This window comes from Methanosarcina mangrovi (assembly GCF_052057765.1).
GTDB lineage: Archaea > Halobacteriota > Methanosarcinia > Methanosarcinales > Methanosarcinaceae > Methanosarcina.
Genome location: NZ_CP195120.1, coordinates 4,887,654 through 4,900,362, shown reverse-complemented (window position 1 = coordinate 4,900,362; position 12,709 = coordinate 4,887,654). Strand labels below are relative to the sequence as shown.

Annotated in this window: 11 protein-coding genes; 5 read left to right on the top strand and 6 right to left on the bottom strand. The window is 41.6% G+C overall.

The window, feature by feature from the left end:
* Position 1 precedes the first annotated feature (1 nt).
* From rfbG to ACSAZL_RS21580, 5 genes are read left to right on the top strand one after another with little or no spacing between them, the layout of a single operon-like run.
* Entirely contained in the window at positions 2 to 1,111 is a 1,110-nt protein-coding gene (gene rfbG, locus ACSAZL_RS21600) for a CDP-glucose 4,6-dehydratase (RefSeq protein ID WP_440946598.1), read from the top strand.
* The gene (rfbC, locus tag ACSAZL_RS21595) at positions 1,101 to 1,646 is read left to right on the top strand and encodes a dTDP-4-dehydrorhamnose 3,5-epimerase (protein ID WP_440946597.1); all 546 of its coding nucleotides are present in this window, start codon (positions 1,101 to 1,103) and stop codon (positions 1,644 to 1,646) included. Before rfbG ends, rfbC begins: the two co-directional genes overlap by 11 nt.
* A gap of 32 nt (positions 1,647 to 1,678) precedes the next feature.
* Positions 1,679 to 2,782, top strand: a complete 1,104-nt coding sequence (locus ACSAZL_RS21590) for a DegT/DnrJ/EryC1/StrS family aminotransferase (protein ID WP_440946596.1) — start codon at positions 1,679 to 1,681, stop codon at positions 2,780 to 2,782.
* Positions 2,783 to 2,795: 13 nt separating this feature from the next.
* Positions 2,796 to 3,485, top strand: a complete 690-nt coding sequence (locus ACSAZL_RS21585; protein WP_440946595.1) for an acetyltransferase — start codon at positions 2,796 to 2,798, stop codon at positions 3,483 to 3,485.
* Positions 3,486 to 3,494: 9 nt separating this feature from the next.
* On the top strand, positions 3,495 to 4,667 hold the full coding sequence (locus ACSAZL_RS21580) for a TIGR00180 family glycosyltransferase (RefSeq protein WP_440946594.1): 1,173 nt from the start codon (positions 3,495 to 3,497) through the stop codon (positions 4,665 to 4,667).
* 240 nt (positions 4,668 to 4,907) lie between these two features.
* Here the strand turns inward: ACSAZL_RS21580 and ACSAZL_RS21575 are convergent, their stop codons facing one another.
* From ACSAZL_RS21575 to ACSAZL_RS21550, 6 genes are all read right to left on the bottom strand, one after another.
* Positions 4,908 to 6,779 (bottom strand): hypothetical protein, encoded by a 1,872-nt coding sequence (locus ACSAZL_RS21575; RefSeq protein ID WP_440946593.1) that lies wholly within the window; start codon positions 6,777 to 6,779, stop codon positions 4,908 to 4,910.
* A 139-nt stretch (positions 6,780 to 6,918) separates the two neighbouring features.
* Positions 6,919 to 7,728 carry a glycosyltransferase family 4 protein gene (locus ACSAZL_RS21570; protein WP_440946592.1) on the bottom strand — a complete coding sequence of 270 codons (810 nt, stop codon included), beginning with the start codon at positions 7,726 to 7,728 and terminating at the stop codon, positions 6,919 to 6,921.
* Between the two features lie 365 nt (positions 7,729 to 8,093).
* Positions 8,094 to 9,239, bottom strand: a complete 1,146-nt coding sequence (locus ACSAZL_RS21565) for a glycosyltransferase family 4 protein (RefSeq protein WP_440946591.1) — start codon at positions 9,237 to 9,239, stop codon at positions 8,094 to 8,096.
* A 31-nt stretch (positions 9,240 to 9,270) separates the two neighbouring features.
* Positions 9,271 to 10,515, bottom strand: a complete 1,245-nt coding sequence (locus tag ACSAZL_RS21560) for a phenylacetate--CoA ligase family protein (protein WP_440946590.1) — start codon at positions 10,513 to 10,515, stop codon at positions 9,271 to 9,273.
* 70 nt (positions 10,516 to 10,585) lie between these two features.
* The gene (locus ACSAZL_RS21555) at positions 10,586 to 11,695 is read right to left on the bottom strand and encodes a glycosyltransferase family 4 protein (RefSeq protein ID WP_440946589.1); all 1,110 of its coding nucleotides are present in this window, start codon (positions 11,693 to 11,695) and stop codon (positions 10,586 to 10,588) included.
* A 27-nt stretch (positions 11,696 to 11,722) separates the two neighbouring features.
* The gene (locus tag ACSAZL_RS21550) at positions 11,723 to 12,694 is read right to left on the bottom strand and encodes a glycosyltransferase family 2 protein (RefSeq protein WP_440946588.1); all 972 of its coding nucleotides are present in this window, start codon (positions 12,692 to 12,694) and stop codon (positions 11,723 to 11,725) included.
* Positions 12,695 to 12,709: the final 15 nt, after the last annotated feature.

Here is a 12,709-nt window from a genome sequence, read left to right as displayed (position 1 = left end):
TATGTTTTTCGAAGATGTATTCCATGGGAAATCAGTTCTGGTAACAGGGCACACAGGATTTAAGGGGTCATGGCTATGCCTATGGTTGTCCAAACTCGGTGCCGAAGTACATGGTTACTCCCTTCCTCCAGGTACAGATCCGAGTCATTATACCGAAGCACGGATACATGAATTACTTTCGTCAGAATATCTTGGAAATATCTGTGATAAATCAGTTTTTACTGAATACATTCATGAAGTGAGACCCGACCTTATATTTCACCTTGCAGCCCAGCCTATCGTCCTCAGATCCTATCAGGAACCGGTAGAAACATTTGAAGCGAATGTTATGGGGAGTATTTATCTGATGGATGCTCTGCGAAAACTGGATCATCCGTGTACAGTCGTTATGATTACCAGTGACAAATGCTACCTCAATAAACATCAGATATGGGGATACCGGGAATGCGATCCGCTTGGTGGGCGTGATCCCTACAGTGCAAGTAAAGCAGCAGCGGAAATTGCAATTGCATCTTACCGGGACTCATATTTTCCACCTGAGAAGATTGGAGAACATAAGATTCGTCTAGCATCTGCTCGTGCAGGAAATGTTATCGGCGGGGGAGATTGGGCTGAAAACCGTATCATTCCAGATGCGGTACGTGCAGTAACCACAGGAATCCCTCTAGAACTTCGCAACCCTCAAGCCATACGTCCTTGGCAGCATGTACTGGAGCCACTTGCCGGGTATCTACTTCTTGCAGCAAAGATGATGTGTGAAGATCATTGTGGAACGATTCCACTTGAATCAGCATGGAATTTTGGACCTTTGCCAGCAGAAACTATAACTGTTCTGGATATTGTCCAACAATTCTATGGTGTATGGGGTTCTGGAGAAACTAGGTACGACCCAATTCTCACGCAAGTACCTGAAGCAGCATTATTGAGATTGTCATCCGAGAAGGCAATGACTCACTTAGGCTGGAAGCCAATCTGGAGTATATCAGAAACCATTGAAAAAACAGCATCTTGGTACATGGATTATTATTTAAATAAAGGAGATGTACGTGAGCACAGTTTCAGAGATATTAAAAATTATACACAGGATATGAGGTCCCGGTATGCAATTTGAAGAAACTCCATTGAAGGGGTGTTACGTAATTCAAACGACTCCGTTTGTAGATCATCGTGGTGCCTTTGCCCGTTTCTTTTGTGAAAGAGAACTGGCACAGGTTATTGGAGATCGGAGGATTGTAAATGTGAATTTTTCCCGGACTGTAAAGAAAGGATCTATCAGAGGAATGCACTTCCAACGTCTTCCAGATGCGGAGATGAAGTTTGTCCGATGCATCAAAGGGAAGGTCTTTGATGTTGCTGTTGATCTTCGGAAAGACTCTCCAACTTATCTACAGTGGTATGGAGTTGAACTCTCTGCAGAAAATATGAATATGCTTGCTATCCCTGAAGGATTCGCGCATGGATTTCAGGCTCTTGAAGATGATGTAGAGATCGTGTACCTGGTAACTGCCTTCTATTCTCCCCATTGCGAAGGAGGCCTGAATCACGCAGACCCACAGATTGGGATTCGCTGGCCTCTACCCATTACGGACATATCTGAAAAGGATCTTCATCACCCCTACCTGCGTGATGAGCCAATAGCACTGTAATGTTGATGAAATAATCAAAGTGAGATGTACCTATGATGAGAATTCCCGTAAACAAACCAAGCATCACTGAACTTGAAATTGCCTATGTTACCGATGCAGTTACAAATGGCTGGGGAGATCACTGTTATGACTATATTAAGCGCTTTACCGAGGCATTAAAATCCTGTTTTGGTGTGAAGCACGCTTGGCCCACATCCAGTTGCCACGGAGCTTTACACACAGTTCTGATGGCTCTCGGTATTGGCCCTGGGGATGAGGTTATTGTCCCCGACATCACGTGGATAGGCAGTGTCTCCCCCATAGTCTGGCTCGGCGCGAAGCCTGTTTTTGCAGATGTTCTTCGTGACACCTGGTGCATCGATCCTGTCTCTATAGAGAAAAGAATCACTGACAAGACAAAAGCAATAATTGTAGTCCACCTGTACGGCAATGTCTGTGACATGGACTCAATCATGGCTATTGCAAAGAAACATAACATTCCTGTTATTGAGGACGCAGCAGAGGCCGTTGGATCAGAATATCATAGGATAAAAGTGGGAAGCATAGGAGATTTCGGTATCTTCTCATTTCACGGTACAAAAACATTCATAACCGGAGAAGGAGGCGCCCTTATTTCCAATCGCAATGATATTGCAGATAAGATATCCACTATCTGTAATCAGGGACGCAGACCAGAACAGCATATCATGTTCTGGGTTGATGAACTCGGTTTGAAATATAAGATGTCAAATCTTGATGCTGCACTTGGCGTTGCCCAATTTGAGCGGTTTGACGAGCTTGTCAACAAGAAGCGTGAGATTTTCGGATGGTACAAGGAGGCACTTGTAGATGTCCCGGATATTGCCATAAACGTGGAAAAACCGGATACAAAGAATCTCTTCTGGATGCCATCAATCATCTTCGGAGATTCCTATCATTTTGATCGCGATGCCCTGATTAAAAGTATGAATGCCGATGGCATCGGCCTGCGTCCATTCTTCTATCCTGTAAGCATGTTTCCGATGTTTGAGTCCGCAGAAGATAATGTAGTTAGCTGGTCTCTCTACAAGAGGGGGATTAATCTTCCTAGTTATCATGACATGACAAAACAGGACGTTATAACTGTGGTATTCGAATTACTCCAGAAAATCAGATAAAGAAGAATACATTATGGGAATTCATCTAAAACCCGGCTTCAGTACTGAATCATCGCCCTCTCTAAATTATATTATATGGGGTGCTAAAGGACATGGTATAGTTGTACGTGACGTACTTGACAATTGCTATGACTGCCATCTGCTCGCGGTTTTTGACAACAATACTAATCTAGAATCGCCATATCCAGATGTACCGTTATTGTATTTACGGGAAGGATTCGAAGAATGGTTTTCATCCTTGGATGTGCCAGTACCATTGGGTTTTGTAGTGGCAATGGGAGGTGCACGCGGAAAAGATCGTCTCCTCACAGCAGACTATCTTACCTCTTTTGGTCTTCAGCCAGTGTCATTTATTCATCCATGGACATCAGTTTGTTTGGACGTAGCTCTTGGTGATGGTGTACAGATTATGGCTGGAGCATGTATTAGTACAAGGGTTCGTATCGGAGACCAGACGGTTATAAATCACATGGCAAACGTGGACCATGAATGCATTCTTGGTAAAGGAGTTCACATTGCACCAAGTGCAACCCTTACAGGATGCGTGACTGTTCAGGATCGTGTAATGATCGGGGCAGGAGCAACTATTTTACCGAACCTGACCATTGAAGAAGATGCCATTGTAGGGGCAGGAGCAGTTGTTACGAAAGATGTTGATGCTGGTTCTGTCGTTATTGGCGTACCTGCACGAAGAAAGGACTAGTGATGTTCTATGGATTCCATTGGTGAATTTTATGCTGATAAAGATTTAAACCTGCTGAAAAAATTAACTGTAGTAATTCCAACATATAACAGAAATTATTACCTGAGTAGATGCTTATGGTACCACTCTCATTTCCCCTTTGGAGAGATCATTGTTGCAGACTCTTCGCCAGAGGGAAAAAAAGTAGTGAATCGAGAAATTGTACGAAAGCTTGTAGAGGAACGTGGGGCTAATATTCGATACCTGGAATATCTGCCTGAAACGGAGAAATATGGTGGGGATATTGTGAGGAAATGGGGAGACGCGGTGCAACATGTAGAGACACAATACTCACAGACTTGTACGGATAAGGAGTTTTTAAATCCGATGACGTTATGTAAATGTATTGCTTTCCTAGACGAACATGCAGACTACGATATGGCCGCAGGGCCTCGTTACAATATAAAATCATCAAAGTCCGGAGATATTGAATTTTTTGAAGCATCTCCAGGGCGTTCATTATCTATCGATTATCCTGATTCATTAGCTCGCCTTCTTGTATTTTCTACTTCCTTGCCTGATACATTTAATATAGCATCACTAAGAAGAAGCCATGTTCATAAACGCGTCTATAATAAATTATTTGAATCAGAAATTAATGATTTAAGGTTTGGAGAACTAGGATTAGAATTATTTTCTGTTATCTCATCTAAATCAATTTATTTTCCAGGCGATCCCCATATCTATCGAGACACCATAAAATTATATTCATCCCATAAAATAAAACGTTCCACACCCGAATCTTCCGCAACGCGTTATCCACTGCTTGAGGAATATCTCCAGACGGGATTGTATACAGACTATATGGATCACTTATCTTCATGTCTAGCCCATGAATATTTATCCTCAAGCTCATCTGAAATGACGGTTAAGGATGCACAGGATCTGATGAGAATTGCAATACTGAATCTCCAAAAAATTCGTGGGTTTTTTGCGAATCCATCATCAGATATTTCCCGCTGCGGAAGCCTTATTCTGACATGTCTTCCTACAGAAATATCTACATATGTGCGAAGGGTATTAAATCGCCCTGTCCAGTCTCCACTTGCAGATATCCCTGATGACTTCCAGATAATCACTCAGATTCTTATCAGAACATTGTATCTGCACAAAGAGGATAAAGCAATCCCTTTGAATCCGTAGAATCGGAGGTAGTGTTCTAGTGTCGCGTCAACTGTAAAATGTCGTAAAAATTAGATTGTATGACTTTCATAAAGAATCCTAGAGGACTACTTATGAAAAGATACACTGTGACACTTTCTGTCAAGGCTGGTGAATAATCCCTCGTATTAGCTGTTTTAAAATCCCAGTTCCCAATTCTTGATCAGGCTTCAAATTACAGTACGCAATAGCTTTTATTTTTCAAGGTATTAGAAATTCTGTTCAGACTTTGAGATATCCTCCTACTGATCCACAATCATATATTTGAGAGAAGCCATGTTCATCAAGAAGAATTCTTGGATCGTAATCAAGTCTAACAATATACGAAAATAACTTAAATAGCTTACCAATGACTTCTTTTCTAATAAGCACTAATTTATTTTGTAATTTATTTGGATCTTTTTGGGAAATTTCATAACTAAAATTTTCAAAATTATATTTGTATTGTTGAGTACTCGCATAATATTGTTGAGTACCCGCATAATATTCATCTGTTTTGATTGTACCTTCCCAGATTATCGATGTTGTTTTAGCAGCCTGGAGTTCCGATGCTGTAAGAGCGTGTGTAATTGAAGAATTTGGTGAAAACATATGATTGTCAGTATTTGCGAAAGGGTTCATTATCAAAAAAAATGACATGAAAACTACTAAAAAGAAAAATAATCCAGAACTTAAATATTTTTGTTTGACATAACTAGTTATTAATGTAAGTGAGAGCGCAAGAGGAATAGATAATAAGAGCTGAGCAAAATACCACCATCTACTTTCCACAATAGTATGACCACTAATTAATGAAAAAAATCCAAGGAATAACGGGGTTAATCCAATAAATGCGAAATTAAAGGTATTATGATTTCCATATCTTTTAGACATCATATAAAAGCATCCCACAAAAGATAATGCAAAAAACAAAAAAATACTAGCTTGATTAAATAATCGTTCTGAAAATGGAACTGTCACAATATTTTCTGATATTAATTCCATAGGAGCAGTAGCGAATATATCCATACTAAAGCCCCATTTTAGGAAGTTAGAAAAAATACCCAGATGTCCAGAGGCAAAACTCCACCATGCAAACATTGATACAGTGAATAAAATTGAATAGTTCACCGTAATAGGGGAATATTTTTTAGAATACAATATATTACAAACAGAATTCCCAAACCAATAAAAAGTTAGAATAATTGCTGTAAATATTGAAACAATAGTATGAGTGAGAATTATATCTACCATTAGTAAAATGGAAATAATGGATATTAATATAGGATCATACATTTTTACTTTTGATAAAAGATATAATAGAAATAAAACGAATATGACTCCAAAGGAATTTGGAATAGACCAGTAACTCATATAAATATGATAATTAGCAACAATTAATAATAGAGATGCTAATAAGCCAATCCTATCGTTAAATAGGAACTTTCCAAGCAAGAAAATAAAAAGTACATTGCATATAATTTGTGACAAACTAACAGAGAACATTGTAGCAAATTTATAATCTAACCCTGTAATTAAAGAAGTTAAAGTAATTAATATATGGAATAATGGAAGCTGTGAGTAATTGTATCCATCAGGTATAAAATGCGTATTAAGTATTATTAATGTCAAAAATTGATGATACCAGGGATCAACGCCCAGCACACTTGGAAATATTAATAATTGGGACCATGAAATAGAGATTCCGATTAATATTGTTTGGAATATAAACAAAGAATTTGAAATGTTGTTACAGAAGATTCTAAGAGCCATAACCCCCACAATTAGAGACATTAAAATAAAGTAAAGTAATGGTCTTTCATACAGATCTGGTCTAAAATAGATAGACAAAATACTAAGTGAAAAAAAAATAAAGTATAAAGAATTGAGTATAATACCTGTTGAAAAAGATAGGCGTGCATACTGGTTGTAAAATGCTTTCTTCCTCATACCAAACCATATCATACAAGCAATAAGTGAAAGAATTCCAGGAAATAAATACATCGTACGATTAAAAGGCAAACACACAAAAATTAGTAAAGTTGAAGATGCAATGCCTAAAATAGGAATTATATCATCAAATTTCGGACTTAAAAAACAATTAGTAGAACTCATATTAAGATCCCAAAGATTATTACATTTCTTCAAAGATTTTTATATATTCATATACTGTCGCACTAGAAGAAAATTCCTTTCTTACAAATAAATTGCCTTCCTAACGATCCTCTCTGAATCATTATAAAAAGGATACCAGTTAGATCTCTTCAAGCACTTCCTTCCACCTTTCAACCACGCGTTCGAAAGTAAAATGCTCTTCCACAAACCGCCTCCCATTCTCCGCAATTTGCTTCAGATCTGGAGAATTCAGCGCCCGCACTACGTTCTCCGCGATGCACTCTGGGGAATTATCCTCCATAATAAATCCTGTCTTGCCGTCTATTATAACATCCGGTATTGCCCCGACTGGTGTCGCGAGCACCGGGGTCCCGCAGGCCATCGCTTCGAGCATGATATTAGGGAGCCCTTCGGTGTAGGAGGGGAGGATGAGGAGTCGGAGCTGGTTCAGGTATTCGGGGAGTTCGTCGTGGGAGATCCAGCCCGGAAGGTCAACGCGGGCGGTTACTCCTTCTTCCTGCAAGGAGGACTCGATTGCCTCTTTCAATTGCCCGTTCCCGCCGATGAGCACGCGGATGTCCTGCCGATCGCTGAGGATGGCAGGGAGGGCCTGGGCAAATTGCGAGACGCCTTTTTCCCCGCTCAGCCGGCCGATGTAGCCAACGAGGGGAGGGCGAGCGGGCAGAGGGGTGGTGACGGTGAAGATGTCGAAATCCAGGTAATGGCGGTGGGCGATGATGATCTTTTGCTGGTAAGACTTAAGATCCCACTCTTGAATTAGATTAGAAGAATAGATGATGATTTTGTCCGCAAGTGAAAGACAAATTGACGATAAGATTCTCACAAATCTTAGGTATGTATCTTGAGAGAGTGAACACTCCTTTATGGCTGATCCAACCATCACAATAACGACTTTTTTATTGAATAACTTTGCTAGAATTATAGGCATAACCGAACGTTGCCCTCCTAAAAAAAACCAACAATCAACTTCTTTTGAGATTTTTATTAATATTATCGATGCCTTTACTTGCCCGTACAAATACCTAAAAATTTTCCATATTGAATTATCTGTTTTATAGTTAACACTATACAACATAAAGCGATGCTCTTCTTTGTATAGGAGATATCCCTCATTGCCAGTAACTAAGGTTAAACTTGTTGAAAAATTATGTAAAATCTCAACCAAGTTTGACAATGGTGCTATACTAGCTCTTGCTAATGGCAATGTTAGCAGTCCAATACCTTTTTTGACAATGTATCTCATAGTCCTCACATAACTTAGGAATCAAAATATTGTCTATCAATAGGGGCAAACTAAAGGTCTAAAGTGACCTCACCATGTTTAATCTCTAAGAGCATCTTAAGATATTGCTCGGAAATAAGATGCCAATCCAATTGATCGATGGCGTACCTTCTCGCATTTTGTGAGTGTTCAGAACATTCATTTGATATATAATCCAATATCTGATCAGACGCCGTACTAACATTCCCAAAATTGAGGATTATCCCGCAATCGGCGTCCTTCACAATCGCCAAGTTCGGGATATCAGACACAATACACGGCAGCCCCGAGGCCATCGCCTCTGCGAGGGTCAAAGGGGGCATACCTCCTTCATACTTCGAGGTCATAATATAGTAATCAGAACAGGCATAAAGGTCAGGAAGATCCCGATCGTCCACATATCCAAGGAAAAGAACTTTGCGCAACCCTATTTTCTCTGCAAGGTCTTTTGTCTCTTCTAGCAAATCCCCTTTACCTGCGATGCAGAGGGTCACATTGCCTACCTCCTTCTCGAGGTGTGAGAATACCTCGATCATGGTATAGGGTTGCTTCTGCTGAGTCAGTCGCCCGACACTCAGGAGGATGACATCATCCTCCGGGATCCCGAACTTCTTCCTCATCGGTTTTTTATCATCCAATGGGCGGAATCGCCTGATGTTGACCCCGTTTGGAATGTAGACCATCCGATCTCTTGCGATCCCGATATTCTCTAGCTCTTCACAGACTGGCTTGCCTACCCCGGTGAAGAAAGTGTTGGTAGGCATGCGGGTAAGGCAATAGCGCTCTAGGTGAGTTACGAGTGACTTATACAGGTGAAGTGGAAGATTGCCGATGGCATACGTCCTTGCCCCATAGTAGGTTGCGTGCATTGTCACAAGGCAGTGCTTAAAGGGATTCCTGGTAACAATAAAGGGATTCTGAAGCCAAGCAACGTCATAATCATTAGATTCAAGATGTCGAGAAACCTGGTACCAATATTGTAACATTCCCAAGATCCCATATTTCTTTATATGATCTAGGTCCCCTAACTTGATATCAGGACCCGTGGGGGAACAGATTGTATACTCAACTCCCATACCTTCTAATTCCCGGACAACGTTATACATCACATTTGCTATTCCAGAACCATCTGGATAATATTCAGTGGCACAAATTAACACTCTCATTTTTTCACCCAATATAAGCAATTAGCAGGAAACTAGAATCATTTCATAATGGTACAGGAACTTTCGACACAGCACACCTGACCTTCCCCGAGGGGCTCCGTGGGATCTCCTCAACGATGTCCACGTCAACCTCCATTTCCTCACCCATGGCGGCCTTGATGTCTCGTTGAATCTGCGGGATCGTTGCTTCTGAAAAATCCAAGCCCTTAACAACCAGCACCTTAAGAAGATCAATTCTCTCCTGGATTACCTTGAATTGCCCGATACCGGGGATCCCCCTCATGAGCACCGTCCAGATAATTGGAGAGAAAATCTGCCCGTTAGGAGCTTTCATAAAGGCATCAGAACGCCCCTCAATGAGTTTCATCAGCGGCAGTCCCCGCCCACAGGGACAGGTCTCATCGCTGAGGACACCGACATCACCAACAGAGTATCTGATAAGCGGCATTGTGTAGTTGTATAATCCTGTATACGCTATTTCCCCTCGCTCGCCCGGGGCAACCGCCGATCCCTCTCGTAGAAATTCCATAACTACCACATCACTGTCAATATGATATCCGGCATGTTCATGACATTCCCAGGCGGTTCGACCAAGTTCAACGCATCCGAACTGGTCGAGAACATCTACCCCAAAGGTAGTTTCGATACATCTGCGCATATCTTGAGTGAGCAGCTCAGATGTACTAAAAACCAGTCTTGGATGTATCACATCAGTACCAGTTTCTTGTAACCTCTTTGCCACCAGATATATTGACGATGCATACCCATCAATAACATCGGGGTTAATCTGTTTTAAAGCCTGGATTTGATCATCGGGTTTATCAAATAATGAGACAAATTCTGGGGCAAAAATTTGCAGTTTCTGGAACCACTTCTTTCCCACAACATGACTTGGGGAGGTGAAAACAGCCCATCTATCCCGAATTTTTTGGCCACAACCTAGGTTTGGCCTCAAAGCAACAGCTTTTTGGTAATCCTCATCTCTCGTGCCATAGACCATTTTGGACGGGATACCTGTCGAGCCACTTGTCTGGGAAACCCAACATTTGCTGAGATCGGTGCCTGGTGACAGTATTCTGCGGGGGAAGTTTTCTTGGACTTCCTTTTTTGTTGTCAGTGGAAGTTTTTGCAGGTCCTCGACGCACTTAATATCATCAGGGTATACGCCCACCGACCGGAATTTGTCGTGATATAACGGCACGTTTGTATAGGCATGCTTTAGCATCGCCCTGAGCATCTTCACCTGAATGGCTTCCAATTCCTCTGGCTTCAGCCATTGTTGTTTCATTAATTTCGACAAATACAAAGCTTTTCTTAAATGACTCATTTTATCCCCAAAAACTTATTTGAAACCAACATCATTCGCCTATTAAATCCTCATACACATCAACTGTTTTTAAAACAGTGTCGCTCCAGGAATATTTTTCTACAGCCTTGTTTCTCCCATTGACCCCAAACTGTTCCGCAAGTTTAGGATCAGAATAGATCTCAGAAACCGCATCAACTATAGCACTGGAATCTTTGGCAGGGATAGTAATTCCCACATCTTTTATTATTTCCACCAGGTGGGGCAGTCCTGTACAGATAACAGGAACTCCACATGCCATCGCCTCCATAATTGTTCTGGGGACTCCTTCTTCGAAGCTGGGAAGTATGAATATGTCCGAACTATTGTATACCTCACATAGTCTGGAATTCGGGCAAAAATCACATATAGTCACTCTGTTTTCAAGACTCATTTTTGAGATTTTATCTAGAATATTGCTTTTTTCAGGACCGTTTCCTATGAGAAGAAGATGCAGTTTTGGGTATTTTTTAGATAAAACATCAAATGCATCAATTAAATAGTCCAGTCCTTTGCCTCTTGTAAAACGACCAATCCACAATAACCTGTTTGTTTGTTTCTTATTCTTTTTTGGATGAAAGAGATCAGTATTAATTCCATTGTGGACAACTGATACTTTGGACCTGACGCCTGCCTCCTTTTTCAATCTTGCTTTTTCTTCATCAGTGTAACAGAGAACTCGGTCCGCCGAGTTGAACACGAATCTACCGAGAGTGGGGATGTAAACTTTGTGCAGCCAATCCGGACCGCTCGCCGGAATCAGCCCGTGGCTTGTAACCACAAATGGAATAGAAGGGTCCAGTGTGTCCAGAATACTGCACAAATTTGTTGTGAAAAACAGGTGTGAATGAGCATGCATTACGTCAAAACGGTTTTTATTTTTTATTAATGCAGGAAGCATAGAGGGAGATAACGCGTTTCCAAACAGCTCGAAAATTGGCTTGAATCTTTGGACATGATACCCTGAGACAAATTCTTCCTCAGGAGAATTATCCAAATTTGTAGTATATACAGTCACATCATTACCCAATGCTGCCTGTCCTCTGGACATTTCATGGATATGGATACCCAGCCCTCCAACTGATGATGGATACAAATCGGCTGCAACTCTCAGTATTTTCAAGAAAAAAGCCCCTTTTAATGGTTTAGTTTAAGCCATCCTCGTTTTCTTCGCGATCCCTGCCACGGTATGCAGCAGTATCCCTGTCAGTGCCATAAAAGACCCTATGACAATAAACAGAACCATAAGCATGGTAGGCCCAAAAGGCAAGCCTCCTCCCATAGCAAAGGTTTGCAGGAAATGGGCACCCATATAGAGCCCTCCTACTCCGAGAGCAAGGCCCGGAACTGTAAAGTAATAAAGTGGCTTGTTGAACTCGATGTCTTTCAAGACCATGACGAGGACGCCTAAACCGTGCTGAATCGGGTTTTCAGTTGAGCAGTCGACGTCATAGCGGACTCCGATCTCAACTTCCTTAATCCGCAAACCGGACCTGCCGGCATCAGCAAGCATTTCGCTTTCTATTGCCATGCCCTGAGCATTGAAGCGGAATACATTTTTGGTAGAGGCAGCAAAAGCGCGGAAGCCGCTCTGAGAATCGGTGATCTTGAGACCTGAGTTCATATTTGTGGCCGTGTCAAGGATTGTCTGGCCGACGCGGCGATAGATTGGAGTGTTTTTGTCCGCACGATTAAGATAACGGCTACCGTTGACCATTTCAGCATAGCCGTCAATAATAGGAGCTACAAGTTTGGGAATTTCAGCGGGATTATGCTGACCATCCGAGTCCATTGTCACGATTACATCGGCGCCAAGGCTGGTAGCGGCTTCAAAACCAGTTTTGAGGGCTGCTCCTTTGCCCTTATTAACCTCGTGCACAATCACATTAGCTCCTGCTTTCCGGGCGATTTCGGCAGTTCGGTCGGAACTGCCGTCGTCGACTACGATTACGTTGTCTGCATAGTATCTAGTAAGGAGAGCTATGCTGCCGATAGAGACTTCCTCATTGAAGGCGGGAAGAATCACGGTTATGTTTTGAGGGGAGGTCCCTCTTGTGTGTGAATTGTCTTCATTCTTTTTTGTTAACTGGACATTACTGCCCACAAACAGTTCATTATTCATCGAATAACCCCAAAC

What these genes read in the sequence shown, in the direction of transcription:
- rfbG (WP_440946598.1), top strand. Translation starts at nt 2, where the DNA reads ATGTTTTTCGAAGATGTATTCCATGGGAAATCAGTTCTGGTAACAGGG.
- rfbC (WP_440946597.1), top strand. Translation starts at nt 1,101, where the DNA reads ATGCAATTTGAAGAAACTCCATTGAAGGGGTGTTACGTAATTCAAACG.
- ACSAZL_RS21590 (WP_440946596.1), top strand. Translation starts at nt 1,679, where the DNA reads ATGATGAGAATTCCCGTAAACAAACCAAGCATCACTGAACTTGAAATT.
- ACSAZL_RS21585 (WP_440946595.1), top strand. Translation starts at nt 2,796, where the DNA reads ATGGGAATTCATCTAAAACCCGGCTTCAGTACTGAATCATCGCCCTCT.
- ACSAZL_RS21580 (WP_440946594.1), top strand. Translation starts at nt 3,495, where the DNA reads ATGGATTCCATTGGTGAATTTTATGCTGATAAAGATTTAAACCTGCTG.
- ACSAZL_RS21575 (WP_440946593.1), bottom strand. Translation starts at nt 6,779, where the DNA reads ATGAGTTCTACTAATTGTTTTTTAAGTCCGAAATTTGATGATATAATT.
- ACSAZL_RS21570 (WP_440946592.1), bottom strand. Translation starts at nt 7,728, where the DNA reads ATGCCTATAATTCTAGCAAAGTTATTCAATAAAAAAGTCGTTATTGTG.
- ACSAZL_RS21560 (WP_440946590.1), bottom strand. Translation starts at nt 10,515, where the DNA reads ATGAAACAACAATGGCTGAAGCCAGAGGAATTGGAAGCCATTCAGGTG.
- ACSAZL_RS21550 (WP_440946588.1), bottom strand. Translation starts at nt 12,694, where the DNA reads ATGAATAATGAACTGTTTGTGGGCAGTAATGTCCAGTTAACAAAAAAG.